We start from the raw sequence: 26,124 nt of genomic DNA, 5'->3' as shown, positions 1-26,124 counted from the left end.
CTTGATAATCCGGTACCGTGCGCACCGGAAATTTGCCCCTCGGAAATCAGGCCCGAGGGGCGCCGCTCACGAGAATTTCTTCTCGTGCGCCTGAACCGCCTTCATGCGAGCCAGGAACAAGCGGAGCTTGACGGCATCGGAGATGCCCGGGTTCTCGTCCTCCTGATCCTGGTCGGCCACCTCGATCAGCTTGGGGCGGCTGAAGGAGCGATGAAGATCGAGATCGGCGACGCCGGGTGCGGCATCCTCGTCATTGAAAAAGTCGATCAGTGACGAATTGTTCGGCCTGGACGCCAACAACACCATCTGGTGGCGTTCCGTGCGCGACAGCAACAGCGTCGGCAGGCTCTTTTTCTTGGCCACCTTGAGCTTTTTTGCCGCCTTCAAAACCGGGGCCGTATTCACATCCTTGAGCATCTCGACCACTGGGGGCGGCATCGGGATCGGCGTCACGGTAACCGCCATCTCCTGGGCTGCAAGGTCTGCGGCGAGACTCTCGACGGTGGCTGGCTCCGAGGCAAAAATACCCCATGAAGACAGTGCAATCACTACTGCGACAATTAACCTGCGCACTTCGACTTCCTATCAAATATCAACTGCAATGTCTGACTAACGCGCCAAGAGTGTTTTGGTTGTCACGACAGACATAAAAATTTTGCAGCCGCTTCATCGGCCAAAAGCGATGGCAATGACTTGGCGCCTTGCCGTATCCAGGATGTCTCCAGATCGCCGATATTGTCACGCCGAGGCCGCTTGACCGCAAGGCGAGGCGAGGAGTAAAAGAACTTCACCATGCTTTATTTGCCGACCTTGTATCGGTACCCACCTACGGTGCCCACCCCAACGGCGCATTGATCACTTAGAAAAATAATGAAAACGGCTGACCGCTACCTCTGGAAGCGCTACTGGGCTCTTGCCTCGCCCTACTGGCAGCACGAGGAAAAATGGAAAGCACGGGGCCTGATTGCCCTGTTGGTGATCCTGTTGCTCGGCCAGACGCAATTTGCCGTGCTCTTCAACGAACAGACCGGCGAATTCACCTCGGCCCTGGCGGCGCGCGACGAAGGCCGCTTCTGGACGTCAATCAAGCTGTGCCTCGGCCTGCTGATCGCCGCAGTGCCGATCTACGCCCTTTATTACTTTGTCCGCGACAAGCTGGGCATCCACTGGCGGCGCTGGCTGACCAACCGTTTCCTCGACAGCTATTTCAGCTTCCGGCATTTCTACGAATTGAATGCCAACAATCGCATCGACAATCCGGATCAACGGATCGCCGAGGACATCGCCACCTTCACTCAGCGCTCGCTGTATTTTCTGCTGGTCATCATCAGCTCGACCTTGCAGTTGGTCGCTTTCAGCAGCGTGCTGTGGTCGATTTCCCACGAACTGGTCTATTTCCTGGTTGTCTATTCCATGGCCGGCACGCTGATCGTCGTGTTCGTCTTCGGCCAACGCCTGTTGGGCCTCAATTACAACCAGCTGCGGCGCGAAGCGGATTTCCGTTTCAGTCTGGTCCGGGTTCGTGAAAACGCCGAATCCATCGCCTTCTATCGTGGCGAAGCCCAGGAGTTGAAGCAGGTTAAACGGCGTTTCACCGAGGCATTCAATAATTTCAACCGGCTTATTCGCAGCCAGTTTTCGCTGAATCTTTTTCAACACTCCTACTTCCTGCTGACCCTGATCATCCCCAGCGCGATCATCGCCGGGCGGGTGCTTTCGGGAGAACTTGAGGTCGGGCGGGCGGTTCAGGCAGCGGGCGCCTTTGCCGCGGTACTCAGTGCAATATCGCTGATCATCGAGAATTTCGAAGGCCTGAGCCGCTTCGCGGCCGGCGTCGATCGCCTCGATACCCTGGCGAAATGCCTGCCCGCGCAACTAACCGGACCGAATGATCCGGGCAGCGTCATCCGCTCGGTGGAAGCGTCGCACCTGACGCTGGACGACGTTACGCTGCATACACCGAACCGCGAGCGCATCCTGATCCGCAATCTTTCGGTCACCATCAAGCCCGGCGAAGGGCTGATGATCGTCGGCGAAAGCGGCAGCGGAAAAAGTTCGCTGCTGCGTGCCATTGCCGGCTTGTGGCGTTCGGGCAGCGGCACCATCTTTCGTCCGGGCAGTGACGACATGCTCTTCCTTCCCCAACAGCCGTACATGCTGCTCGGCACCTTGCGCAGCCAGTTGCTTTACCCGCAGAGGGAATATTCGTGCACCGACGAAGAGCTGCTAGGTTTGCTGGAAAAAGTGAATTTGCCGGATCTGGCCAGCCGTTTCGGTGGACTGGACGTCGAGATGGATTGGCACAAGGTACTTTCGATCGGCGAGCAGCAACGCCTGGCCTTTGCCCGCTTGCTGCTGACCCGCCCCCGCTTTGCCATTCTCGACGAAGCGACCAGCGCGCTGGATGTCACTAACGAGGCCAACCTTTACCGGCAGCTGGCCGATACGCAAACGACGTTGATCAGCGTCGCCCATCGCTCGACCATCCTGAAATTCCATACCCAGGTGCTGGAACTGACCGGCGATGCCGACTGGCAGTCGCATCCGGCGGCCAACTACCACTTCAATCATTAATCCAAGCTGGCAATGCCCATTGTCCGGGCGAGCGCATCGCTAGCCGGCGGCAAACTGCAATTTGAACGGCGCAGCATTTCATTTACGGTGCCTGATCTATACACTGCCTTCTTTATTTCGCGACAACTTGGAGAACGAAGCATGCAAGGTTTGTTTGATTACAAGCTCAACGGTAACGGTGACGCTCTTGCCTTGGGCATCGATTTGGACTCGACCAGCGCCAAAGCCCTTGCTCGACTCGATCGTTATATCAACTGGGAAGATGTGCTGAAACTGACGGAGAACGATCCGGAAGCGGCAAAAGCCGCCGAACGCCTGCATACCGTTTTGCAGCATCTGGGTCAGTAAGATCGCCGTGTGCGGTCTTTGCTTGAGGCAATAAGCAAACCAACGGGAACAGGAGCCGGGGCTTGTCCCTCTCCTGTTTCGTTGAAGCACCCGCGGCAAAGCTTTGCCTGCGCGGCGTCCGACGGTCTTCCGCCGGAATGGTCCAGAGTCCAGGTACCTCTCTAAGGGATATCACTTAGGGACAATCTCGTCGGCGGCGATAAACTTCACTTTTCGTCTCGGAATAACAAAAATGCAAAAAATCCAACGTCACCTGGTCTGGGGACTGGTGGCCCTCCTGGGGGCATCGGCCCTCGGCGTCGTCGGCCTGCATCGCGGTGAAACGATCAATGCGCTGTGGCTGGTTATTGCCGCGGTGTGCACCTATTTGATCGCCTACCGCTACTACAGCCTGTTTATCGCCGACCGCGTCATGGAACTCGACGCGACGCGGATGACCCCGGCGATTCGCCATAACGACGGTCTCGATTACGTCCCGACCAACAAGTACGTGCTGTTCGGCCACCATTTCGCCGCCATCGCCGGGGCCGGGCCGCTGGTCGGACCGGTCCTCGCCGCCCAGATGGGCTACCTGCCGGGCATGCTGTGGATCCTGGCCGGCGTCGTGTTCGCCGGTGCGGTGCAGGACTTCATCGTGCTGTTCATTTCCACTCGCCGCGACGGCCGCTCGCTCGGCGATCTGGTCAAGTCGGAACTGGGCGCCGTGCCCGGGGTGATCGCGCTGTTCGGTACCTTCATGATCATGGTGATCATCCTTGCCGTGCTTTCGCTGATCGTCGTCAAGGCCCTGGCCGGTTCCCCGTGGGGCACCTTCACCGTTATGGCGACCATTCCCATTGCGCTGCTGATGGGGGTTTACAGCCGCTACCTGCGACCCGGCCAGATCGGCGAAATGTCGGTGATCGGCTTCGTCCTGCTGATGGCCTCCATCGTCTATGGCGGCGATGTCGCCGCCAGCCCGGTGTGGGGTCCGCTATTCACCTTCGACGGCAAGGCACTGACCTGGATGCTGGTCGGCTACGGCTTCGTCGCCTCGGTTCTGCCGGTCTGGCTGTTGCTGGCGCCGCGCGATTACCTGTCCACCTTCCTCAAGATCGGTACCATCGTCGGCCTGGCCGTCGGCATTGCGATTGTCGCGCCTGATCTGCAGATGCCGGCGCTGACCAAGTTCATCGACGGCAGTGGTCCGGTCTGGTCGGGCAGCCTGTTCCCCTTCCTGTTCATCACCATCGCCTGCGGCGCCGTTTCCGGCTTTCATGCACTGATTTCCTCCGGCACCACGCCGAAGATGCTGGACAATGAAAAGAACGCCCGCCTGATTGGTTACGGCGGCATGTTGATGGAGTCTTTCGTCGCAATGATGGCGCTGGTCGCCGCTTCGGTCATCGACCCGGGCGTTTATTTCGCCATGAACAGTCCGGCCGCCATCATCGGCACGACCGCCGAGCAGGCCGCCCAGGTCATCTCCCAGTGGGGCTTCGTGGTTACTCCGGAAATGCTGCTGCAAACGGCCAAGGATGTCGGTGAAAACACCATCATCTCGCGTGCCGGTGGCGCCCCGACCCTGGCCGTCGGCATGGCCCATATCCTGTCCGGCTTCATTGGCGGCAAGGGCATGATGGCCTTCTGGTATCACTTCGCCATCCTCTTCGAAGCGCTGTTCATCCTGACCGCTGTCGATGCCGGGACGCGCGCCGGTCGTTTCATGCTGCAGGATCTGATGGGCCACTTCGTGCCGTCGATGCGCAAAATGGATTCGATCGTCGCCAGCCTGGTTGCCACCGCGCTGTGCGTCGCCGCCTGGGGCTACTTCCTTTACCAGGGCGTGGTCGATCCGCTCGGCGGCATCAATACCCTGTGGCCGTTGTTCGGTATCGCCAACCAGATGCTGGCCGGTGTGGCCCTGATGCTGGCCACTGTGGTGCTGTTCAAGATGAAGCGCCAGCGCTTCGCCTGGGTCACCATCGTGCCGACCATCTGGCTGCTGCTGTGCACGCTGACCGCCGGCTGGCAGAAGGTGTTCCACGAAAATCCGAAGATCGGCTTCCTGGCCGCCGCCGACAAGTATCAGACGGCGCTGGACAAGGGTGAGTTGCTGGCACCGGCCAAGAACATCGGGCAGATGCAGCAGATCATCCTGAACAACCAGATCGATGCCGGCATGGCCGCACTGTTCATCTTCCTGGTGATCAGCATCCTGGCCTTCACCATCCCGGCCTGCCGCAAGGCGTATATCGCCAAGAAGCGGAGCGATCAGGAAACGCCGTTCGCGCCGATTCCGGAAGGCTTCCGCGTCTAACATGTTCTCGGACATCGCCCGCGTCGGCAAGTATCTGGGGCAGGCCGCCCGCCTGATGGTGGGCGTGCCGGACTACGATACCTACGTCCAGCACATGCGCCTGACGCACCCCGACTTGCCGATCATGACGTACGAGGCGTTCTTCCGGGAACGCCAGGAGGCCCGCTACGGCGGCGGCGACGGGCGCCCCGGGCGCTGCTGCTAATTCCTCGTTCCAGCGCATTACCTCTGGCCGGCCGACTGATAGTCTGGTCGGCCAGTTATTTTTTGGGATCACCATGACTAGCCAAGCTCTTCCGCCCATCCCCGTCACCATCCTCAGCGGCTTTCTCGGGGCCGGCAAGACGACCTTGCTCAACCGTCTGCTGGCCAGTTCCGGCAAGCAGCGCATCGCCGTCGTCGAGAATGAATTCGGTGCCGTCGGCATCGATGGCGGGCTGATCAGCGACAACCGGAATCCCGCCATCACCGTGGTCGAACTGGCCAATGGCTGCGTCTGCTGCAGCGTGCGCGGCGAAATGAGCCGAGCCCTGGCCGACCTCGCCGACCGTCGCGCCGCCGGGACCCTGGCTTTCGACCGGCTGCTGCTGGAAACCACCGGCCTGGCCGATCCGGCGCCGGTCGCCCAGGCGTTTTTCGTCGATGAAGGCGTGCGCGAGCGCTATGTCCTCGACGGCATCCTGACCCTGGTCGATGCCGTGCATGCCGGCGAGCAGCTCGACCAACATCGGGTGGCCGCTGCCCAGGTCGGCTTCGCCGACCGCCTGCTGCTGACCAAGACCGATCTGGTCGACACCGCCCGCGTCGAGGAATTGACAGCCCGGTTGCGGCGCATCAACGTCCGCGCGCCGATCATCCCTTCGCCAACCGCCACGGAAGCAGTGGCCGGTCTTCTCGATCTGCATGCCTTTCACCTCGATGAGGTGCTCGAACTCGATCCGGCTTTTCTCGCCGGCCACCGTCCCTCCGGCCATGCCCGGGGCGGCTCGCCGGCCGCCAGCCCGCAAGGCCCGTGGGATGACGATGTTTCCTCGCTGGTCCTGCGCCATCCCGGCGTGGTCGACCTCGACCGGATCGGCGCTTTTGTCGAAGAACTGCTGGCCAGCCAGGGCAACGACATGCTCCGTTACAAGGGGGTACTGGCCATCGCGGACAAGCCCGAGCGGCTGATTTTTCAGGGCGTGCACCGCATTACCGGTTTCGATTATGGCCGGGCTTGGGAAGCGGGCGAGGTCCAGGAAAGCGTCATCGTGATAATCGGCCGGCGTCTCGCTACAGTGGCCATCACCGAGGCATTCCTGGCCGCCTGTAGCTGAGCGCGTTTGCCGCGGCGGCGCCAGATCCGATCATCCGTTTGGATGATGCCAAGCAAATATGATGGAGAGTAGTCTCCAATTCAAACGGCTGGATCAACGCTGACGGAAATCGCATTCAGGAGGGCTGACAATGAATGTCTATTGGGATGAAGCGGGCTTGAAGTTTGCCCACGTGACGCCAAGCATCCTGGCGATCGGAGATTCCTGGTTCTGGTATCCATTTCCGGGCGGCAGTCTGGTCAGTCATCTGGGGCCGGTGGTCGAGAGAAAAGAACACACCATTCTCGCCAAGGGCATGAATGGGGCGGAGGCATTCGATTATGTCGACGGCAAGTACAAGGACGAGGTCACCCGGGCGTTGCACTTGTACGGGAGCAGCTTGTCGGCAGTCTTCATCAGCGGCGGCGGAAACGATTTCGCCGGCTTCAACGACATGCGTCCGTTGCTCCGTCTTGATTGCTCGGCTGCCAGTACCGCCGCTGACTGTTTCCGATCGGGCGATGGCGGACTCAGTGTTTTCCTTGAGCGGATGGATCAGTACTACCGGCGCTTAGTGGGGCTGATCTATACCCATACCTCGTTGAGCTGTCTGATCGTAATGCATTCCTATGACTACGCGATCCCGGATGGGCGCGGGGTGTTCGGCGGTGCCGGCTGGCTTAAGCCAGCCTTGGTAGCGGCAGGCGTGCCTGATCAACTGCAGCGGGACTGCGTCCGCTATTTGATTGACCAGTTCCATCAAATGCTGACGACGATCGCCTCCGGCGATCCCGAGCACCTGCTGGTCGTGGACAGTCGCGGTGCGCTTGCCGAGAGCGATTGGGCGAACGAACTCCACCCCAAAGGGAGTGGTTTCAGAAAAATTGCCAAGGAATGCTGGAAGCCCTTGCTGGAACAGGCTGAGCTGGCCTGATCGAGGAGGTAGTGCAATGGACATTCTCGTATCGCTCGACGTCCTGTTGGGCCTGTCGGTGGTCTATCTGGTCTTTTCGCTGGCCGTCACGTCCTTGAACGAGTTTATCGCCGCGGTGTTGAGCAGCCGCGCCAAATGGTTGCGGCGCGGAATCGGCAGTTTGCTGTCGGAGAAGCCAGATTCGCTCGACGATGTCGGGGCTGGCAAAGTCCTCGCTTCCCCCTTCGTTACTTATCTTGGGACATCGGGTATTTCCAATACCTTCCAGGCAAGCTACATCGCGGCATGGCCTCTGATGCAAGGCGTTCTATCGTCGGTCTCAGGATTCAAGGAAGATGCCTTCGCCAAGGTAAGCGATATACGCGCTTTGGCCGGGGAATTGCCTGCGAATAGTCCGATCCGGAAAATCCTGATCGATATTTGCTCCCGCGCCGGCGATGATCTCGTGAAGTTCCGGGAGATGCTTGATGCCTGGTTCAAGACCTTTGAGGAGCAATTGACGGCTTGGTATCGGCAGAAAACCCAGTACGTGCTTGTCGTGCTATCCGGCATCGTGGTGGGTTCGATGAACGTGGACACGGTTGCCCTGATCCATCAGTTGTCGATAGATCCGGCCGTTCGTAAGGCAGTTTCCGAGCAGGCAGTAACTGCGGCGAAGACGAAAGACTTGGCTGAATACCTAGATGTCAAGGCGAGGGACCAAGCCAGGAGCGCATGGAATTCCGCCGTGGAGGAGCGCAAGAAAGCCGAAGACGCCTGTCGGCTCCAGACACCGATCGTGCCGGATTGTGCGAAAAGCGATAGCTTGATCAAAGCAAGCCAAGCTGAAAGGGTTGCCGAGGAAAGACTCCTTGAAGAACAGGGCAAAGTGGATCAAGTGATCATTAACCGTGCGGATGCCCTTCGGGTTTCCGGGCTCAAACTGGGTTGGGAAGGAGATCAATTCAGTTGGCAAAAGCTCGTCGGTCTGTTGCTTTCGGTTTTCGCCGTATCACTTGGCGCGCCTTTCTGGTTCGGGGCATTGAAATCGCTGGCTTCAATTCGATCGGTGGGCGCAAACGTCCTGGAGCGGGAAGCGGCGAAGAAGGCTTAGTTTTCTGACAAAGGACTGGCGACATCAACTCGATGCTGCCGAGCGTTGCCAGAACTGCCCAAGGGTGAGATGCATCGTGCCAGGAAAGGCCTGAACAAGGGAGAGAACAGATGGTCATGACCCCAGCGGACAGCGCACCGGGACTTGGCGAAGGCGAGATGTTGCAGTGCGATCTGATCATGAAAGGTGGAATTACCAGCGGTGTCGTCTACCCGCGACTTATTGCGCGCCTCGCCGAAAAGTACCGCTTCCGGAACATCGGCGGCACATCGGCCGGAGCGATTGCGGCGGCTGGCTGTGCCGCAGCGGAATACGGTCGGCAACACAATAATCATGGTGCCTTTGATCGGCTGCGCGAGTTGCCTGACGATCTCCAGCAGTCCATGGGATCCCCGCAGGCATCGATGTTGTTCCACCTCTTTCAGCCTGCACCGGAGGTCCGGAAGCATTTTGCAGTTCTTGTCAGCATGCTCAACCTTGGCCCGCTGCATGCTGCGGGTTCCGCCTTGCTAACGATGCTGCGTCAATTCCGGGGATTTGCGTTGCTGGGTTTGGTGCTGGCATTGCTCCTGATCGTACCGATTGTCAGCGTCACCGGCCCCTATCCGGATAACGGGGGAGCCATTTTTGTATCCCTTGTGATCCTGGCGGGTTGGGCTCTATGGAGTTACTTCGGACTGCGCAGACTGCGCAACCTGTCCGCGGGGACGTTCCTGCTCTGGCTTGTTGCGGCAATTGCATTCACCGCATTGGTTCTAGTGTTACTGGGCGGAGCTCCCCTGGATTGGCGCTTGCCGTTTCTGGTTGGCGCGGTGGCCATCGCAACGGTGCTTTCGGCTGCAGTTGCATTGGGTATCGCCGGTGCGAAATTTGTGAAGACCTTGCTAGCGGGGATACACAAGAATTTCTACGGAATATGTACCGGTCGCACGATGAACAAGGAACCGACCGGACCCAAAGGACTCACGGACTGGCTGATGGCTTACTTCAACGAGCTCGCCGGACTCAAATTGGAGGATCGAGTCCTGACTTTCGGTGATCTGTGGGGAGCCGATGAGGCCAGTAAGACGAATGCCGCGGCGCGCGACATCAATCTGGAGGTGATGACGACAGCCATCAGCCAGCAGATGTGCTACAGCATTCCCTTCCGGGATGGTTGCCCTCCGTTCTACTACGATGAAGATGAATGGAGCCGGCTGTTCCCCGCCGAGGTCATGCGCGCGCTACGGGAGCCGCACCGCGCAGAAGGTGCCAAGGACGATGATCGGCGTGACCCGGACGAACCGGAGGAGCACGTTGTTAACGCCGCCGGCAAACGCCTGCGCCGACTACCCAGGAACCAATATTTGCCGGTCGTCGTCGCGGTACGAATGAGCCTCAGCTTTCCGATTTTGTTGTCGGCTGTTTCGTTGTATTCGGTCGATTGGAGTTTGAAGGCCAACTCCAAAGCAAAAGAGCAGGCGAGTTCCGGTTCAACGACCGTAGCGGGCCGCGCCCCGGGTGTATTGACCGCGACCCGGGTCTGGTTTTCCGATGGTGGCATCGGAAGCAACATGCCTCTTCACTTTTTCGATGCCCCATTGCCCGGTCATCCAACATTCGCAGTGAACCTGAAGGAACCGCACCCCGATCATCCAATCGAGGAGGGAGGGCGCATCTATCTTCCGGACAGCAATATCGGCGGCAGGATTCGCTACTGGCCGGAGCCCCAAGACGCCAGTCCGACGAGTGGCCTGATTGGATTTCTGCTGGCAATCGTCAACACGATGCAAAACTGGCGCGACGAGATCCAGTTTCCCTATCCGGGATATCGAGATCGAATTGTCCAGATCAGTCAACGCAAGGACGAAGGGGGATTGAATCTGAATATGCCGGAGCAGAACATTCGAGCCCTGAGTGAAGCGGGCGAGATGGCTGCGGAAGCACTGATTGCCAGATTTCACCCGAGCGGTACGCAGGCTGGCGAGGGCTGGGCGAACCATGAGGAGGTGCGGCTAACGACGTTCATGGGCCTGCTTGAACGCATCGGCGTATCACTCAACGCGCGCTTGCACAGCGGAACATGGAGCAGCGTTACGCAGCGTGTCGTCGCCAGCAGGCGATATTCGATCAGGGATGGAAAGGCGGCAACGGATTATCTGGCGCGCCTGCAGGAGATGGGCGATGCGATGATCGCAAACGGATCAAAGCTGCAGGGAAAGGCGCTGAAGCCGCGGGCCGAACTGCGCATTTCCCCGAAAATTTGAGCATCGGCAGCTGATTTTTCTGGGTTGGGGGCGACGCCGTGATCGGCTTGCCGACTGTCTTCGCAGCGATCGGATCGACGCTTCCGTCAGCGCTGGTCAACTGGGACGATGCGGTCGAAGACTTCATTGCCTGCTACGAGGAGCGTTTTGGCCCATCGGAGGTCTCGACGATCAACGTCGATTCCGCCTTCTTTCTCTTCGATCACGGATTCGAGCGGGTGGTTCTCGCCTACGCGGTATCAACAGAGCAATTGACGAAACGGGATAGTGCACGGATGCGCGGCTTTCCCAACGTCAACTCATCGGTCCGGCGGGTGCTGGGCGACAAGGCATTTGTGGCAGATAAAGGTCACTTCCTTGGACACGCCAGTGGCGGCATTCTCGACATCAATCTTTTTCCGCAGCGCAGGGAACTGAACCGAGGCTGGTCGGGAGAGGGGAAGCGGTTCCGAAGCATGGAACGCCACGTTGCCGAGCACCCGGGTACGTTCTTCTATCATCGCCCGATCTACGACGATGACACCTGGATTCCATCGAAACTTGAGTATGCGGTACTCAGGGATGGCACCTCATGGTGGAAGAACATGTTCTTCAACAAGTAGCAATTCGCTGCCGGTGCCGATTTTGCTTGGCAGATGGCGCTATATCGCACTTCTCAGCAGTATCCGAAGGCTCTTTAACATCAACTGGATTCGCTGTCATCATTGCTTTGGATGATGCAAAACGGATACCCCGGCGGGTAGGATCAATGCAATAAGCATGGTTTTGACTGGCAGGTTGGTTGAGGTGTTCGGGTTGCTGCTCCTGAAGTTCGTGCACATCTTCTAGAGCGCCACCTTGCCGCCTTGGATTCTCGAAACATTGTCCGGCGATCAGTAGCCAACGGATCGTTCGCACATAGCCCGGTAGTTGATTTGAGGACCGACAATGGTAGCCACCTCAAAGATCCAGAATGTCGAAAGCCTGCCTGTTTGTCCGGCTCCTCGCGAACTGGTCGGGGGGGGGGCCGAGCTTCACGGTGCCTTGCAACGTCTCGACTGTCTTTTGTCGTCGGCGCTGGATGCCTTCGATGCCAGTCAGGGATCGGCCAGCCAGGAAAAATTTCGTGGTTTGTACATCGCGCCTGAGCAGGTAAACCACTTGCTGAACCGCCAGCCCGGGCAGCCGTCATTCGTGATTGACCGTGCATCCGGCCTGGCCTTGTGGCCCCCGACGGAAGGCAGCTTTGCCCGAAGGATGGCCGATAGCTATGGTCTTTCGGGGTTTGAGCTGGACGTTCTGCTGATCGCCCTGGCACCGGAGTATGACCTTCGCTACGAACGCCTCTATGCCTACCTGCAGGACGACGTCACGCGCAAACGGCCGACTGTCGACTTGATCCTGGCCCTGTTGTGTTCGTCCGGGATCGAGCGCATGCAGCATCGCCCGGTGTTCAGCGCCGATGCGCCGCTGGTGCGCCAGGGCATCGTTCACCTCGTTGCCGACCCGCAGCAGACCGATCCGCCGCTGCTCGCCCGGTACGTCAAGCCCGACGAGCAGATCGTCCGTCATCTTCTTGGCGATACCGGGCTCGACAGCCGTTTGGCGCCTTTTGTCCGGCCTTCGGCTGGCGAGGCTTCCCTGGCGGATCTCCACGTTGCCGACGAGACCCGGGCGCACCTGATCCGTGTTGCCGAAGTGATGGCCGAGGGCCGTTTGCACGTCTGGCTGCATGGCCCCGCCGGCATCGGCAAGCGCCAGGCGGCGGCAGCTGTTGCCCGGCATGCCGGGTATGCCCTGCTGACTATCGACGTCACCGGCATCGCTGCCGACGAGATCGGCCCGACCGTCACGCTGGCCATGCGCCAAGCCTGGTTGCGGGGGGCAATCCTGTGCCTGGGCGGCATCCACGGCTGGCTCAATTCGCCCATAGCCACCGAGGCGGTGGCTGCCTTGCTGACGGAATCACCCTGCCACATCATCTTTGCCAGCGAACGGGAGATGCCCTCGGCGCTACGCCAGCACGTCGCTGATGTTCACCTTCCGCTGCCTGATGCCGCCCTGCGCGCCACATGCTGGCAATCCGCCCTGGGCGAACTCGGCCGCAAGGCGGACGAACGCCGCTTGGCAACGCTGGTCAATCTGTTCCGGCTCACTCCGGGGCAAATCGAAGCCGCTGCCGCTGAGGCCGTGCGGCAGGCGCGCCTGCATGCGAAACAGCGGGACGGCATCGGCGCCTTGCCGTTTGCCTCGATGGATGACTGTATCGCCGCTGCCCGTGGCCAATCGGCTGGTCGGCTCGACGGCTTGGCCGGCAAGATCGACAGCCGTGCCTCCTGGAGCGACATCGTGTTGCCCGACGATGCGCTTTCGCAATTGCATGAGCTATGTCAGCGCGTCGAACATCGTGGCAAGGTCCTCGACGAGTGGGGCTTCGCCGAGCGCAGCGTGCGCGGGCAGGGCAGTTCCGTGCTGTTTGCCGGGCCGTCGGGAACCGGCAAGACGATGGCCGCCGAGGTCATCGCCAACGATCTCGGGCTCGACCTCTATTGCATCGATCTGGCCGGGGTGGTCAGCAAATACATCGGCGAGACCGAGAAGAATCTCGACCGGATCTTTAGCGCAGCCGAGAGCGCCAACGCCATCCTGTTCTTCGACGAAGCCGACGCGTTGTTCGGCAAACGTTCCGAGGTCAAGGACTCGCACGACCGCTACGCCAACCTGGAAATCAGTTATCTGCTACAGAAGATGGAGCGCTACGAGGGGGTCACCATCCTCGCCACCAACTTGCGGCAAAACCTCGACGAGGCCTTTATGCGGCGGCTCGCCTTCATCGTCCACTTTCCATTCCCGGACGAAGCGCAGCGGCGGCGCATCTGGAGCGGAGTGTGGCCGGCCGGCGTGCCGCTCGCCGAGGATATCGACCCGGGCGTCTTGGCCGGGCAGTTGAAATTCAGCGGCGGCCATATCAGGAACGTCGCGTTGGCCGCGGCATTTCTCGCCGCCGGCGACGGACAACCGGTTGGCCAGGCGCACGTGTGGCGGGCGGCGCAACGCGAGTTGCAGAAAATCGGCAAGAGCCTGCCCACTGGCGAACAACCGTCGAGGGCGACGGCGTGAACCGGCCATACGTCGCGCGGGAGACTTTGCCAGCCGTCAGTACGCGGCGTCCAAACCCGGCGCCGAGCGCGCAACGCCCGGCCAGCACCGGCACGCCGATGTACTTGCAGCGGACGGTAGGCAATCAGCGGGCACAGTCGATGCTGACGGCCGATCGCCCGAATTCTCCGGTTGCCGGCACGACACCGGAAAAGGCGGCCGTCAGGCTGGTGCCGCTCGCGCCGGAAACGCGCGCCGAGATCGACGCCGATATCGATTACATCGTCCGCATCCTGAAAAAAGGCACTCCTGATACGGGCGATCAGACGCTGATTCTGGAAAAGATCCGTGGCTGGGCGAGAAGGGACGATAGCCGGTCGACCGAGCAACGCAACACCAGCCGCACGCCGATGCTCGACCACTTCCTCGCCCGCCTGAAGTCGCGCTCCTTCTCGCGCAGCAGCTTCCGCTCGCTCTGGCAGGACCAGTACGCCATCGCCTACGATGCGCTGTGGTACATGCTGCGCGGCTACTGGCTCGAAGAGTTCAAGCGCACGGTCAAGCTAAGCGAAACGCAGCGGACCGATGCCCCGGAAGGCGCCGACACCGAGAGCGGCGTCGCGCTGATTGCCCGGCAGGAGGCGATGGGGCTGTGGGGCATGCTCAAGGGCATGGGCACCGGTCTGGTCGGTCTCGCCGGCCCCAAGGCGGCGCAAGCGATGGCCGAGCAATTCGACGAGACGGCGCACATTCTCTTCGGCCGCGAGTGGGATTCGTCGGAAAGCCTGCTGCTCGGCATGAATGCCGCGCAGATCGGCACCGCCGGCGGCGATGTCATCTGGCAGCTGGTGAATTTGTCGCGTGCGCTGGGCGCCAAAGGCGGCAAGCTGATGCAGCTGGCCCAGAATCTGGAAAAGCTCAAAAAGGCCAACCAGGCGCTCGGCGTGCTCGGCGGACTACAGGGCGTCGGTATGGCCGCCCAGGGCATTGGCCGGGTGATCGAAGCCAGGCAGAAAGCCGGCAAGTCGACCGCCCTGGTCGATCTGTTGAACGACAACGATTTTATCGACCAGGTCGTCATGCTCGCCTCCAGTCTGATCGGCACGGCGATGGCCGCCAAAAGTGGATCGTCGGCCAGCCAGCAGGTGACCCGGGCGCGCGTCGGCGTGCTGCTCGGGATGTTGCAGACCACGACCTCGCTCAAGCGTCTGGCGGATATTGCCGCCTCGGCCGACAGCCCGAAGGACAAGGAAATAGCCTATGGCGAGGTGCTCGCCGGCCTGATCCCGCAGCTGATGTCTTTGGCCATCGACACCCATGGACATGCCCAGGCAAGGCGCGAGGCAGCCGCCGAGAAGCCCGTCAAAGCCGCCTCGCCAGCCGACGTTGCGGCAGGCAGCAAGAGCATGGCCGGGCGGGCCGAGCCGCAGCCGTCGCCGAAGCTTGTACTCAGCGAGAAGCGGGAGGCGGTGGCCGATTCGCATCAACTGGCCATGGCCGAGGAGGTCAAGGCGCGCCTGGGGCCGCGCGATGCTCCGAAAACGCCGCCCGAGGTGGCAAGCGGCCGGCGCAAGCCGCGCTACGCAGCGTCGGCCAAGGGGGGCAGCGTGACCATCGGCAAACCGCATGGCTCGCTCGAAGCGGCCCGTACGCTCTACGACCGGGTGATCGCCGAAACCGGCGGCCTGCACGAAGTCGGCATCTGGCAGCATCCGGACACCGGCGAGTACGTCGTCCGGCTCGGCCAGACGACCGAGGTGCACCCGCCGCAGGACGATAACGCGTGGCGGGCCGTTCAGCACTTCCACACCAATACCGCCGACGTGCCGCTGTGGCGCATGCCGGCCCAGGCCGATGTCGCCGAATTGGCGCACCGGGTCGCCGGCCAGGGGCGGACGATGACCGAAATCGTCGAGTTTCCGCTGCCCGGCGGCAAGCGCGGCCGCTCGGCCTACACGGTCACCAAGGAAGGTGGATTGGTGATCGAAACGGTCAATGCCGATGGCAAAAGGATCACCAAGAATTTCAGCCGCGTTGCCGATTTCGACAGCTACCACGAGAGCCGGACTATTTTCGACAACCCGGTGGCGCGCGCCGATACCGACCGCTGGCTGGAGCAACGGCGCAAGGGAAAACTCGACAACGAAGGCGCGGTCGGCGGCAAAACCAATTTCGGCACGGCGGCGAAAACGCCGGGAAAAGATGTCGCCCAGCCGGCGCTGCGCAAACGCAGCGTGCCGCCTGCCGATTATCAATCGCGCCAGATCCGGACCGACGATCTGCAGACGGCGGCCGGGGCGGGGAGGCCGGTAGTCACCGTCGGCATCAACGAGGTGCTCGAATTCGTCGATCGCCGCGGCCAAGTCGTCGCGCGGGCGTGGATGAAGGCTGACCCGGATCGTCCCGGGCATTTCAATACCATCGCCGAAGGCTATCTGCGCAAAGGAAATGAACGTCCGCCGACGGACATGCCGACGCGAGGCGAGATGTCGCAGAGTTTCCGGGACAAGAATCCGTCCTCGGAAATACTGCATTTGTCAGGCCCGCTCAGCGTCGAACTCAATTTCGGAGCGCCCGTTGGATTGGCCCGTGGGCCGGGCAACCTGGGGCTTCCGGTCAAATACGACGTGTACAACCAGCTGATCGAGGGTCAGGGGGTCGAAAGCTTTCTGCGGCGCATGCGCGGCAAGCTGGGCGGGTCGAATTCGGAGGTCCGGATGGTGGCCGAAAATGCCGTGAGCCATGCCAAGGATGCCGGGCATGCGCTGGTCTATCGCCGCTACTCGGTGTTCGTTCAGCAACCCGGGAAAGGTGAAAAACTGTTCTTCTCGTTGCGGGTCAATGTCGGGGCCCGACCGGATCTGGTGGAGCCCGTCCTACTCAAGGAATTCAACGGACGGGTAGTGGTGGACGATGTATTCGTCAGCCCCGAGCCGTGGGCGATCGGCCTGCTCGACGACCTGGCCATCAAGCGATCATCCGGCAATCCGCTCCAGGATGCCTTTGGCGAAGCGCTGAAGACGTGGCTGGAACGCAAGACAACGAAGTGAGGAACGGGCCATGTTTCATGATCTCGATTTGTCGTTGAGAGCCATCCTCGAGGCGTCCAGCGCGCCGACCATCGTGCGCGATGCCGAGGTCGTGTTCGATCGTCCAGCGGAATCGTTCAACCCTGACAAGACCGTCATCAACCTGTTCCTCTACGACGTTCGCGAGAATGCCGAGTTGCGGAACAACGAACCGGTGGTCGAAAGGCAGAACGGCGTGGTCACGATACGTCGGCCGCCGCTCCGGGTGGCCTGCTCCTATCTGGTCACCGCCTGGATCGAGGCGGGGGTGACCGGCGAGGCGAACATTCTCGGCCAGCATCAATTGCTCGGCGAAGTGTTGCGCCTTTTTTCCCGCCTGCCGGCGATTCCGGCGAACCTCCTGCACGGCGAACTGGCCAGCCAGCGCTACCCGGTTCCGCTCCTCGCCGCGCAAGGCGAACTGGTCCGCAACCCGGCGGAGTTCTGGTCGGCGCTGGGCGGCAAGTTGCGCCCGTCGATTACGCTGAGCGCGACCATCGCGATGGATCTGGCTGGCGAACCGGTCGAAGCCTCCGAGGTTTCGACCAAGGAGATGGTCATCCACGAGACGAGCCTGGGCATCGCCGAGCCGCTCTTCCATTTCGCCGGTACCGTGCGGCACGCCGACACCCAGGAGCCGATCGGCGGTGCCGAACTGACGCTGGTCGAACTCGGCCTGCGCGCGACGAGCGATGCGGACGGCCGCTACAGTTTTTCCACGATCGCCGCCGGCCATTACCAGATCAGCGCCAGCCGGCAGGGGTATGTCCCCACCACCGTTTCCGTGGCGGTTCCCGGCACCAGCCCCGGTGCTTTTGACCTCAACTTAACCGACGCAATCTGAAGGAGAAGTGCAATGCCCAATCCTTACCTGTCCCCCGGGGTCTACGTCGAAGACGTGCCGCCCTCGTCCAAGCCCATTGCCGGTGTCGGTACGAGCACGGCCGGGTTCCTCGGCGTCGTGCCGAACAACATCACCATGCCGGCCAAACCGGATGGCTCGGGCAGCAAATACCTGGTCGCCACGGCCAGCAAGCCGTACCTGATTACCTGCTGGAACGATTTCGTCACGCAATTCGGCGAGATCCAGAGCGGCAACGCCTACCTGGCGCATGCGGTATTCGGCTTCTTCCACAACGGCGGCACGCGCTGCTGGGTGGTCAGGGTAGCGGCCGAGGCCGATCTGAGCACCGGTGTCGACGAGCTCAGCGATCTGGCCGCCATCGACGAAATCGCCATTGTCGCCGCCCCCGGCGTCACCAGCCAGACGGTTCAGCAGGCGCTGCTCGACCATTGCAAGAATACCGGCGACCGGGTTGCCGTCCTCGATGGGGTGAAGACCCCGGCGACCATCACCGCGACCGATATCAGCCTGACCGCCAGAAGCGAGACGGGCAGCCATGGCGCCATCTACTTCCCGTGGATCGAGGTCAACGACCCGACCTCGGCGACCGGCGGCACCGTCATCGTTCCACCCAGCGGCCACATTGCCGGCATCTATGCGCGCAACGATGCGACGCGCGGCGTACACAAGGCGCCGGCCAACGAAGTGGTGCAGGGGGCGCTGGGCTTGGGCTATCGGATCAGCAAGGCCCAGCAGGACGGATTGAATCCGGAAGGCATCAACGTCATCCGCGAGTTCAACGGTGCCCTGAAAGTCTGGGGCGGCCGGACGCGGGCCGACGAGGCCCATTCCGAGTACCGCTACATCAGCACCCGGCGCTACATGAACTATCTGCGCGAGTCGATCGACGAGGGCACCCAATGGGTGGTCTTCGAGCCCAATACGTCCTCCTTGTGGAAGCAGATTGTCCGTACGCTGACGGATTTTCTGACCAACGAGTGGCGCGCCGGCGCCCTGTTCGGCGAAACGCCGAAAGAGGCCTTTTACGTGAAATGCGACGCCGATACCAATCCGGCCGATGTCCGGGAACTTGGCCGGGTGGTCACCGAGATCGGCGTCGCCATCGTCAAGCCGGCGGAGTTCGTGATTTTCCGCATCCAGCAGACGACAGGCAGTTGAGACACTTTTCCGGCATTAGGAGAACGATATGGCAAGAGTTGATCCGTACAAGAACTTCCGTTTCCTGCTCGAAATCGACGGCATTACGCAGGCGGGCTTTTCCGACTGCAGCGGTTTCGGTTCGAACGTCGAGGTCATCGAATACCGCGAAGGCGGCGATGCGGCGACGGTGCGCAAGCTCCCGGGCAAGAACAGCTATCCGGACATCACCCTGAAGTGGGGCGTCACCGATTCGCGCGAACTCTACGACTGGCACCGCACGGCGCTCAACGGCAAGGTCGAGCGCCGGAACGGCTCGATCATCCTGCTTGACGATGTCGGCCAGGAGAAGGTCCGCTGGAACTTCTTCACCGCCTGGCCGAGCAAGTACGATGCGCCGGACTTCAGCGGCAAGGGCAATGACGTGGCAATCGATACGCTGACCATCAGTTGCGAACGACTGGAGCGCGCGTGAACGACTTCGCCACCGAATTCGAGTTCGTGCTCCCCAGGGGGTATGTCGATAGCGCCGGCAACGTCCATCGGCAAGGGACGATGCGCCTGGCCACCGCCGCCGACGAGATCCTGCCGCAAAAGGATCCGCGCGTGCAGGGCAATCCGGCCTATCTGGTGGTGATCCTGCTGGCCCGTGTCGTGGTCCGGCTGGGCGCGCTCGAGGTCATCAATCCCAAGGTCATCGAGGGCTTGTTCGCTTCCGATCTGGCATACCTGCAGGACTTCTACAACCGCATCAACAGCTCGCAAAGCAGCAAGCTGGCGGTGACCTGTCCGCATTGCCAGCACGCATTCGAGATGGAGACGGCACCGGTGGGGGAATCCTAGGCTACCCCCTCGACCGGTTGTACGAGGAGGTAGCCTTCATCGCCTTTCACTTTCACTGGTCGGTCGCCGAATTGATGAACATGGAGCATGGCGAGCGCCGCCGTTGGGTTGCGGAGATTTCGCGCATCAACGAGGCACTGGATAAACCGCAGCAGTAACAAACGATGATCGGCAAGGGGCAATGAAAGACCACATGCAAGCAGACGGCACCTTGGTTCCGGTAGGCAGCCGCCAGGCCTGGATACCGCCGGCACTTGGCGCCGGCCGGCATCTTCTGGCGCATCTGGCATCGCGCCAGAGCGTTCTGGTCAACCACCGTCTCCGGCTGACGCTCGTGTCCGCCGAGCCGGGACATGCGGATCGCGCGGCGCTCGCCCCTTCGGCGCCGGAACTGAAGTTTTTCCGGCCGGCGTGGACGGTTCTGGCGCCGATCAGCCTGCAGATTCGCTTCGGGCGGCAATCCATCTACCAGCAGTCGAGCGTGGTGTACAACGCGCCGCACCCGGTCGTGGCCATCGGGCGCCAGGGCGGGGCAGCGAATGGTTTGGCGAATATCCCTGAGGAAAAAACGCCGCCCATGCTGCCGGTTGCCCGAGGTGCGGTTCCTTCGCTGTCGGTCCCGGCGGAGGGTTCGGTTGGGGCTACCATGGCTCCGCTGACTCCGGCCGCGCCCTGGCGACCGGCCAGTATCGCCCAACCGGTCGTTCTGCTTACCCCGCCGCGGCCTGAACTGAGGGCGCTGCCCACGCCGGCTGCGGCGAAGCAGGGCTATCCGCAGGATTCGAGCGGCGGTCGCCGCGCCGCGCCACCGCAAAGCCAGGCGCCGGGTGCCACCGCTGGCGATGGGCGCCTGGTGTTTGCGCATCGAGGCCCGGACTCGCGCGTGGTGGCCACTGCAGCACCGATCCGCCAAGTGGCGCCGATGGCCCCTTCGGCCCTGGTCGACGCCTTGTTTGATCAGGCTCGTCAAAACCGGGGGCTGGCTGGAATGGACATGCGCCTGCTGTCGGCCGCTCCCGCGGAGCAGGCGAAGCCGGAACAGTCGGTGGCGGCCGGGCAAATGCAAGCTGCCGCCGGCGCATCCGCGCCAGAATTCCCAAGCCCGCCGGCCCGCTTGAGCCGGGCGGATATCGGCCAGGTGGCAGAGCAGGTGGCACGGGTCCTTAAACAACAGGCGCGTCTTGAGCGCGAACGCGGAGGAGGTTACTGATGGCGCTCACCAAGGCCGTAATCGTAAACCTCGACGTCCCCGGATCGCCGCCGATCCCCGCCATGTTCAACCCGCCCAAGTACGAGTTGTCGAAGACCAACCAGTTCGCCGAACTCAAGATCCCGGGCCTGCCGTCGTCGGTGCTGCAGTTCGTCAATGGCAACGCCAAGAGCCTGAGCATGGAGTTGTTCTTCGACACCACCAGCAGCGGCGCCGATGTGCGCACGGCGACCGCCGCCATCGCCAATCTCACCGAGCCGGCCACGGTCACCCGCGCCCCGCCGCGCCTGCTGCTGCTCTGGGGTTCGCTGGCATTTCCCTGTTTCCTGGTCAGCGTCAGGCAGGAGTTCGATTACTTCAACGCCGCCGGCATGCCGCTGCGCGCCCATCTGACGGTCGAATTCAAGGGCCACGACAGCCTGGAAAGCCTGATCGCCGCCGTTCCCGTGGCCCAGGTCGAGCAGGTGACGGCCTATGTCGCCAAGGCGGGCGATACGCTGCAGGCCATAGCCGCAGCGGTCTATGACGATCCGGCCCAGTGGCGACTGATTGCCGCTTCCAACAACGTCGACGACCCGCGCGGACTGGCCGCCGGGGCGCATCTTCAGATTCCGCGGCAGGGCTGAGCATGGACCTGACGCAAAACTTCGCTTTGCCGGTGCCAGGCATCATGGTTCCCGCCTACGCCCTGACCATCGAAGGGGCTGCGCTGCCAGCGCCGCTGCTGCGCGCCATCCTGTCGGTCGGCGTGACGCAGGTCGCCAACAAACCGGCATCGTTCTCGCTCCAGATCAACGATCCCACCTTGACGCTGGTGGACGCCGTCGACGGGCTGTTTGCCGAGGGGCGCAAGGTGGGGATCGCCATGGGCTACGTCGGTAAGTTGCAGCCGGTTATCGCGGGCGAAATCACCTCGATATCGGTCGAGCTCGGCGAAAGCGGCGGTCTGACCCTGGGCGTCGAGGGCTTCGACGGGCTGCATGCCGGCTCGCGCGGTACCCGCTATCGCGAGTTTCGCGAAGGGCTGACCGATAGCGCCATCGTCCAGCAAATTGCCGGCGACCTGCAGCTTGGCGCCACGGTCGATCCGACCGGACCGCGCAGCGACCGGCGGGTCCAGTCCAACGTCAGCGATCTCGATTACCTGCAGGAATTGACGGCGGCCAACGACTACCAGCTGTGGGTCGAAAACGGCATCCTTTTTTTCAAACGGGTGCGTTCGGCCCCGCAGGTCACCGTCGCTCGCGGCCGCGATCTGGTTTCGTTCTCGGCCCGCCTGAATACGGCCGGCCATGTCAGCGCGGTGGAGGTGCGCGGCTGGGATGCCGGCCAGAAGCAGGCATTTTCAGCGCGCGCCAGCATCAGTCAGGCGCAGGACTACGTATCCAGGCTTTCCCTGACCGGCCAGGCGCAGATCGCCGGGGCTGCGAATTCGGCCCGGGTGATCTACGCCGATGGCGCGGTGCGGACCATCGACGAAGCGCAGCGCCTGGCCGACGCGAGCCTGGCCGAGCAACGCCGCAACCAGCTCAGCGCCGAAGGCAGCGCGGTGGGGAATCCGGATATCCGCGTCGGCAGTACGCTGCTGCTCGCCAACCTCGGACGCTTCAGCAGCCGCTACATCGTCGAGCGGGCGCAGCACACCATCGACCAGGGCGGCTACCGCACCTCCTTCGAAATGAGGCAGCAGCCATGAACCGGGACAAGGGCGGGGTGTACGTGGCAATCGTCAAGGACAACAAGCTGGATGACCAGGGACGGATCGCCATCGCGATCGAAGGATTCTCCGACCAGGCCGGTTCCTACCCGGCGCGCGTGATGTCGTTCATGGCGGGCGACGATCGCGGCGCGCTGTTCCTGCCGGAGGTCGGCGACCAGGTGCTGGTGGCTTTCGTCAACGGTTCGCCGAACGAGGCGGTGGTCATCGGCAGCCTGTGGAGCAGCATCGACCAGCCGCCCGCCAGTAACGCCGACGGCAACAACGATATCAAGGTGTTGAAAACGCGCAGCGGCCACCAGATCCGGCTGATCGACCAAGCCGACGGGGAGCGCATCGAGATCGTCGACAAGACGGGAAAGAACCGGATCCTGATCGACTCGAAGAACAATGTCGTCAGCATCGAAGCGCCGGATGGCGACCTCGTGCTGCGCGGCAAGACGATCAGCATCACCGCGCAGAATGCCCTGAAGATCGAATCCACCGATGCCACGGTGGACGTCAAGGCGAAGGGCAATACGACGATCAAGGGCCAGATCGTGGATCTCAATCCTTAGGGAGACGACATGGGCAAGGCAGCGGCCAAGAGTGGCGACAAGATCAAGGGTAACGATACCCATACCGTGGTGCTGAGCAGTAACGGTGTCAGCGAGCCGCGCAGCTTCTCATTCTCCGGCAGTATTGCCAGCGGCTTGAGCAGCAACGTCCGGATCAATGGCCAGTTCGCGGCAGTAGTGGGCAGCGGTGCCGACAATGTCCCGGCCCACAATGCCGGTTCCGACAGTTTTGCCGCGCCACCTTCAAACAAGGGCTCGGTGTTTTCGGGCAGCGCCACCGTGAAAATAAACAGCAAAGCCGCCGCCCGGCACGGCGACCAGGCAACGACCTGCAGCGAGCCGCCGATACCGGGCAATGGTCAGGTCGAGGTCGCCAATGCAACGACCGCCACGGTCTGTTTTGGCGGTTGAGGAGGCAGACATGAACAACAACTCGAGCAATGGCGACGAAGTCCTCGGCCGCGGCATTGCCTTTCCGCTACGCCTGGCTGGCGGGACGATCGCCATGAATGCCTACGAAATCCAGGTGGAACAGTCGATCCGGCTGATTCTGCGGACCGCCCAGGGCGAACGGGTGATGCGGCCAAAATACGGGGCCGGCGCCGACCAGCTGGCTTTCGAGCCGATGACCGGCGTCACCGCCGCGCTGGTCCAGCATCGGATCGCTGAGGCCCTGATGCAGTACGAGCCGCGCATCGAGATCAGGAATATCGCCGTCGTCGCCTTGCCGGAAATGGGCGAACTGCGGGCCGAGATTGCCTACCGGGTGAAGCGCACCGACTCGGTCTTCAACCTCGTCTATCCCTTCTACCTCGAACGCGGAGAAGCCTGATGACGCTCAAACCGCCGCTGATCGACGGCCGCACATCGACCGATATCGCCGAGCAGACCCGCCGCCTGCTTTGCCATTATCTTTCCGGCGCCCCGCATTACTGGCGCCCCGGCGATGACGGCGGCGAGGCCGGGCGGGCGCTGGCCGGGGTGTTCGCGCACTACTGCGGGCTGGTCATCGACCGCGTCAACCGGGCAGCCGAAAAGAACTTCCTGGCATTTCTCGATCTGCTCGGTAACGTCCCCGTGCCGCCGCTGCCTGCCCAGGTGCCGCTGAGCTTTTTGCTGGAGGGGACCGCTGGCGAAGGATTCTCGATTGCTGCCGGAACGCGTGCCCAGGCCGAGCCGCCGGCCGGCAGCAGCGAACCGCTGATGTTCGAAACGACCAGCGATCTCTGGGTGACCACCCTCGAACTCGCCGCCTTCGACAAAACGCCGAACAACGGCCTGCCGGCCCGTGATGTGACCCGGCTGATCCTCAGTGCATCGGGCGCCGAAGAAAGGGCCGACAAACAGGAGGGTATCTTCGATCAGGCCGAGACCTTCCATTTCGGACTGGATCTGGCGAAGGGCCGGGCATTTCCCGAAAACCGACCGGTTTCGCTCTTCTTCTTCATCAGCAATGCGAAATACGATTCGACCGGGGAGGTAGTCGGTCCCGGGCCGGCAACCCGGGTGGTGTGGGAATACAGCGCCGGGGCCACAACCTGGAAGCCGCTCCTGGTCGAGGACGAAAGCGAATCGCTGACGCGGACCGGCGGCGTGCAGTTCCTGGTACCAGCCGATTTCACCCGCCAGCAAAGGCATCTGTTCGAGCGGAAGCTGTTCTGGGTCCGCGCCCGCCTGGAGGGGCCGGTCAATCCGGCGATCTACCGGCCGGCGCCGCGGCTAAAGGGGGTGGCGCTGAATACGGTATTCGCGCAACAAGCCATGTCGATGCGGAACGAAGTGCTGGGGTCGAGCAACGGCAACGCCGGGCAAAGTTTCGTGGCTTTTCGCAAGCCGGTCCTTCCCGGGCAGCGGCTTGAAGTGCTCGAACGACAGGCTGCGGCCGGCGCTGCCGAGGAAGCATGGAATCTCTGGCAGGAGGTCCCGAATTTCTACGGCTCGACGCCGCAAGATCGCCATTACATCGTCGATCGCATCACCGGCGAGATCCGCTTCGGCGATGGCAAGCTGGGCATGATCCCGCCCTCGGGCACGCGCAACGTCCGGCTCGGCCACTATCAGACTGGTGGCGGGGCGGCGGGCAATATCACCGTCGGGCAACTGAAAACGCTGGTCGCCGGTCATCGTTTGATCCGCAAAGTCAGCAATCATGTCGCGGCGGCTGGCGGCGCCGCCGGCGAAACGACCGATTCGGTCCTCGATCGGGCGCCCAGGGCCTTGCGCCATCGCGGCCGCGCTGTCACCAGCGAGGATTACGAAGATCTCGCCCGGCTGGCTTCCGGCGACGTTGCCCGGGCTTTGTGCGTGCCACTCATCAACTTGGCAGCGCAGCCATGCCAGGTAATCTCCACGGTCGCCGACGAAGAGCAGGGCGCCGGCCAGGTCAGCGTCATCGTCGTGCCGCAAACTTCGGACAGCAAGCCCTTGCCGAGCCGCGCGCTGATCGAGCGCGTTGGCGAATACCTGCGAAGGAACAGCCTGGCCACCACCTCGCTGTCGGTCGTCGGGCCGCTCTATCTGCGGGTCGATATCGAGGTCCACCTGCATCTCGCATCGCTGCGTTTCGACGATCGGGTCAAGCGCGAACTCGGCGCGGCGTTCGCTGCCTACCTCCACCCGCTTGCCGGTCGGGGCGGCCTGGGTTGGCCGTTCGGGCGTCGGCCGCACGATTCCGACATCCACCGCCTGATTCGTTCGGTCGCCGGGATCGACCATGTTTCCTATCTCAGCATTTCGCTTTCGGCCGACGAACGGCCTTTCGGATGTACCGGCGATCCGGTCGAAGCGATCGAGGCCACCGAGCGTTTCCTGATCTGTTCCGGCCAGCACCGCGTGATCACTTCCTGAGTTCGATGGAGCG

24 protein-coding genes are annotated in these 26,124 nt (G+C 62.1%); 23 read left to right on the top strand and 1 reads right to left on the bottom strand.

Annotation, left to right across the window (positions count from 1 at the left end):
- Window positions 1-66 precede the first annotated feature (66 nt).
- Complete coding sequence (locus tag ACLIKD_RS08780; protein ID WP_428828011.1) at window positions 67-573, bottom strand: hypothetical protein; 507 nt, start codon at window positions 571-573, stop codon at window positions 67-69.
- A gap of 297 nt (window positions 574-870) precedes the next feature.
- Between ACLIKD_RS08780 and ACLIKD_RS08775 the strand changes: the two genes are divergently transcribed.
- The 23 genes from ACLIKD_RS08775 to ACLIKD_RS08665 all read left to right on the top strand — a co-directional run bounded on the left by ACLIKD_RS08775 (window position 871) and on the right by ACLIKD_RS08665 (window position 26,111).
- Entirely contained in the window at window positions 871-2,574 is a 1,704-nt protein-coding gene (locus tag ACLIKD_RS08775; protein WP_428828010.1) for an ABC transporter ATP-binding protein/permease, read from the top strand.
- Between the two features lie 141 nt (window positions 2,575-2,715).
- Complete coding sequence (locus ACLIKD_RS08770) at window positions 2,716-2,922, top strand: hypothetical protein (RefSeq protein ID WP_226414604.1); 207 nt, start codon at window positions 2,716-2,718, stop codon at window positions 2,920-2,922.
- A 232-nt stretch (window positions 2,923-3,154) separates the two neighbouring features.
- Window positions 3,155-5,221, top strand: coding sequence for a carbon starvation CstA family protein (locus ACLIKD_RS08765; RefSeq protein ID WP_226470815.1), 2,067 nt, complete (start codon window positions 3,155-3,157; stop codon window positions 5,219-5,221).
- A gap of 1 nt (window position 5,222) precedes the next feature.
- Window positions 5,223-5,426 carry a YbdD/YjiX family protein gene (locus ACLIKD_RS08760; protein ID WP_226414598.1) on the top strand — a complete coding sequence of 68 codons (204 nt, stop codon included), beginning with the start codon at window positions 5,223-5,225 and terminating at the stop codon, window positions 5,424-5,426.
- 73 nt (window positions 5,427-5,499) lie between these two features.
- On the top strand, window positions 5,500-6,537 hold the full coding sequence (locus tag ACLIKD_RS08755) for a CobW family GTP-binding protein (RefSeq protein WP_428828009.1): 1,038 nt from the start codon (window positions 5,500-5,502) through the stop codon (window positions 6,535-6,537).
- Between the two features lie 130 nt (window positions 6,538-6,667).
- Window positions 6,668-7,450 (top strand): SGNH/GDSL hydrolase family protein, encoded by a 783-nt coding sequence (locus ACLIKD_RS08750; RefSeq protein ID WP_428828008.1) that lies wholly within the window; start codon window positions 6,668-6,670, stop codon window positions 7,448-7,450.
- A 16-nt stretch (window positions 7,451-7,466) separates the two neighbouring features.
- On the top strand, window positions 7,467-8,543 hold the full coding sequence (locus tag ACLIKD_RS08745; RefSeq protein WP_428828007.1) for a hypothetical protein: 1,077 nt from the start codon (window positions 7,467-7,469) through the stop codon (window positions 8,541-8,543).
- Window positions 8,544-8,653: 110 nt separating this feature from the next.
- Window positions 8,654-10,789 carry a patatin-like phospholipase family protein gene (locus ACLIKD_RS08740; RefSeq protein WP_428828006.1) on the top strand — a complete coding sequence of 712 codons (2,136 nt, stop codon included), beginning with the start codon at window positions 8,654-8,656 and terminating at the stop codon, window positions 10,787-10,789.
- Between the two features lie 38 nt (window positions 10,790-10,827).
- Window positions 10,828-11,391 carry a hypothetical protein gene (locus ACLIKD_RS08735; protein ID WP_428828005.1) on the top strand — a complete coding sequence of 188 codons (564 nt, stop codon included), beginning with the start codon at window positions 10,828-10,830 and terminating at the stop codon, window positions 11,389-11,391.
- 325 nt (window positions 11,392-11,716) lie between these two features.
- A complete protein-coding gene (locus tag ACLIKD_RS08730) occupies window positions 11,717-13,888 on the top strand; it encodes an AAA family ATPase (protein ID WP_428828004.1) in 2,172 nt (723 codons plus the stop codon).
- A gap of 140 nt (window positions 13,889-14,028) precedes the next feature.
- On the top strand, window positions 14,029-16,917 hold the full coding sequence (locus ACLIKD_RS08725) for a hypothetical protein (RefSeq protein ID WP_428828003.1): 2,889 nt from the start codon (window positions 14,029-14,031) through the stop codon (window positions 16,915-16,917).
- 10 nt (window positions 16,918-16,927) lie between these two features.
- A complete protein-coding gene (locus ACLIKD_RS08720) occupies window positions 16,928-17,779 on the top strand; it encodes a Pvc16 family protein (protein WP_428828002.1) in 852 nt (283 codons plus the stop codon).
- A 12-nt stretch (window positions 17,780-17,791) separates the two neighbouring features.
- Window positions 17,792-18,958 carry a phage tail sheath family protein gene (locus ACLIKD_RS08715; RefSeq protein ID WP_428828001.1) on the top strand — a complete coding sequence of 389 codons (1,167 nt, stop codon included), beginning with the start codon at window positions 17,792-17,794 and terminating at the stop codon, window positions 18,956-18,958.
- Between the two features lie 28 nt (window positions 18,959-18,986).
- Window positions 18,987-19,412, top strand: coding sequence for a phage tail protein (locus tag ACLIKD_RS08710; RefSeq protein ID WP_226414547.1), 426 nt, complete (start codon window positions 18,987-18,989; stop codon window positions 19,410-19,412).
- Entirely contained in the window at window positions 19,409-19,780 is a 372-nt protein-coding gene (locus ACLIKD_RS08705) for a hypothetical protein (RefSeq protein WP_428828000.1), read from the top strand. Before ACLIKD_RS08710 ends, ACLIKD_RS08705 begins: the two co-directional genes overlap by 4 nt.
- A 17-nt stretch (window positions 19,781-19,797) precedes the next feature.
- Window positions 19,798-19,938, top strand: coding sequence for a DUF6760 family protein (locus ACLIKD_RS08700; protein ID WP_226414522.1), 141 nt, complete (start codon window positions 19,798-19,800; stop codon window positions 19,936-19,938).
- 23 nt (window positions 19,939-19,961) lie between these two features.
- Complete coding sequence (locus ACLIKD_RS08695; protein ID WP_428827999.1) at window positions 19,962-20,990, top strand: hypothetical protein; 1,029 nt, start codon at window positions 19,962-19,964, stop codon at window positions 20,988-20,990.
- Complete coding sequence (locus ACLIKD_RS08690; RefSeq protein ID WP_226470809.1) at window positions 20,990-21,616, top strand: LysM peptidoglycan-binding domain-containing protein; 627 nt, start codon at window positions 20,990-20,992, stop codon at window positions 21,614-21,616. Before ACLIKD_RS08695 ends, ACLIKD_RS08690 begins: the two co-directional genes overlap by 1 nt.
- Window positions 21,617-21,618: 2 nt before the next feature.
- A complete protein-coding gene (locus ACLIKD_RS08685; RefSeq protein ID WP_428827998.1) occupies window positions 21,619-22,686 on the top strand; it encodes a phage late control D family protein in 1,068 nt (355 codons plus the stop codon).
- A complete protein-coding gene (locus ACLIKD_RS08680) occupies window positions 22,683-23,264 on the top strand; it encodes a phage baseplate assembly protein V (protein WP_428827997.1) in 582 nt (193 codons plus the stop codon). Before ACLIKD_RS08685 ends, ACLIKD_RS08680 begins: the two co-directional genes overlap by 4 nt.
- Window positions 23,265-23,273: 9 nt before the next feature.
- Window positions 23,274-23,675 carry a PAAR domain-containing protein gene (locus ACLIKD_RS08675; RefSeq protein WP_428827996.1) on the top strand — a complete coding sequence of 134 codons (402 nt, stop codon included), beginning with the start codon at window positions 23,274-23,276 and terminating at the stop codon, window positions 23,673-23,675.
- Between the two features lie 10 nt (window positions 23,676-23,685).
- Window positions 23,686-24,096 (top strand): GPW/gp25 family protein, encoded by a 411-nt coding sequence (locus ACLIKD_RS08670; protein ID WP_428827995.1) that lies wholly within the window; start codon window positions 23,686-23,688, stop codon window positions 24,094-24,096.
- On the top strand, window positions 24,096-26,111 hold the full coding sequence (locus ACLIKD_RS08665; protein WP_428827994.1) for a putative baseplate assembly protein: 2,016 nt from the start codon (window positions 24,096-24,098) through the stop codon (window positions 26,109-26,111). The genes ACLIKD_RS08670 and ACLIKD_RS08665 overlap by 1 nt, the downstream gene beginning before the upstream one ends.
- Window positions 26,112-26,124: the final 13 nt, after the last annotated feature.

This window comes from Azonexus sp. IMCC34842 (genome assembly GCF_050368855.1).
Taxonomy (GTDB): Bacteria; Pseudomonadota; Gammaproteobacteria; order Burkholderiales; family Rhodocyclaceae; genus Azonexus; species Azonexus denitrificans_A.
This window is presented reverse-complemented; position numbering and strand designations above follow the sequence as displayed.

Bases quoted from the DNA above. Each gene is read 5' to 3' on its own strand.
- ACLIKD_RS08775 (WP_428828010.1), top strand. From the start codon at position 871: ATGAAAACGGCTGACCGCTACCTCTGGAAGCGCTACTGGGCTCTTGCC.
- ACLIKD_RS08770 (WP_226414604.1), top strand. From the start codon at position 2,716: ATGCAAGGTTTGTTTGATTACAAGCTCAACGGTAACGGTGACGCTCTT.
- ACLIKD_RS08765 (WP_226470815.1), top strand. From the start codon at position 3,155: ATGCAAAAAATCCAACGTCACCTGGTCTGGGGACTGGTGGCCCTCCTG.
- ACLIKD_RS08760 (WP_226414598.1), top strand. From the start codon at position 5,223: ATGTTCTCGGACATCGCCCGCGTCGGCAAGTATCTGGGGCAGGCCGCC.
- ACLIKD_RS08755 (WP_428828009.1), top strand. From the start codon at position 5,500: ATGACTAGCCAAGCTCTTCCGCCCATCCCCGTCACCATCCTCAGCGGC.
- ACLIKD_RS08750 (WP_428828008.1), top strand. From the start codon at position 6,668: ATGAATGTCTATTGGGATGAAGCGGGCTTGAAGTTTGCCCACGTGACG.
- ACLIKD_RS08745 (WP_428828007.1), top strand. From the start codon at position 7,467: ATGGACATTCTCGTATCGCTCGACGTCCTGTTGGGCCTGTCGGTGGTC.
- ACLIKD_RS08740 (WP_428828006.1), top strand. From the start codon at position 8,654: ATGGTCATGACCCCAGCGGACAGCGCACCGGGACTTGGCGAAGGCGAG.
- ACLIKD_RS08730 (WP_428828004.1), top strand. From the start codon at position 11,717: ATGGTAGCCACCTCAAAGATCCAGAATGTCGAAAGCCTGCCTGTTTGT.
- ACLIKD_RS08725 (WP_428828003.1), top strand. From the start codon at position 14,029: ATGCTGACGGCCGATCGCCCGAATTCTCCGGTTGCCGGCACGACACCG.
- ACLIKD_RS08720 (WP_428828002.1), top strand. From the start codon at position 16,928: ATGTTTCATGATCTCGATTTGTCGTTGAGAGCCATCCTCGAGGCGTCC.
- ACLIKD_RS08715 (WP_428828001.1), top strand. From the start codon at position 17,792: ATGCCCAATCCTTACCTGTCCCCCGGGGTCTACGTCGAAGACGTGCCG.
- ACLIKD_RS08710 (WP_226414547.1), top strand. From the start codon at position 18,987: ATGGCAAGAGTTGATCCGTACAAGAACTTCCGTTTCCTGCTCGAAATC.
- ACLIKD_RS08695 (WP_428827999.1), top strand. From the start codon at position 19,962: ATGAAAGACCACATGCAAGCAGACGGCACCTTGGTTCCGGTAGGCAGC.
- ACLIKD_RS08690 (WP_226470809.1), top strand. From the start codon at position 20,990: ATGGCGCTCACCAAGGCCGTAATCGTAAACCTCGACGTCCCCGGATCG.
- ACLIKD_RS08685 (WP_428827998.1), top strand. From the start codon at position 21,619: ATGGACCTGACGCAAAACTTCGCTTTGCCGGTGCCAGGCATCATGGTT.
- ACLIKD_RS08680 (WP_428827997.1), top strand. From the start codon at position 22,683: ATGAACCGGGACAAGGGCGGGGTGTACGTGGCAATCGTCAAGGACAAC.
- ACLIKD_RS08675 (WP_428827996.1), top strand. From the start codon at position 23,274: ATGGGCAAGGCAGCGGCCAAGAGTGGCGACAAGATCAAGGGTAACGAT.
- ACLIKD_RS08670 (WP_428827995.1), top strand. From the start codon at position 23,686: ATGAACAACAACTCGAGCAATGGCGACGAAGTCCTCGGCCGCGGCATT.
- ACLIKD_RS08665 (WP_428827994.1), top strand. From the start codon at position 24,096: ATGACGCTCAAACCGCCGCTGATCGACGGCCGCACATCGACCGATATC.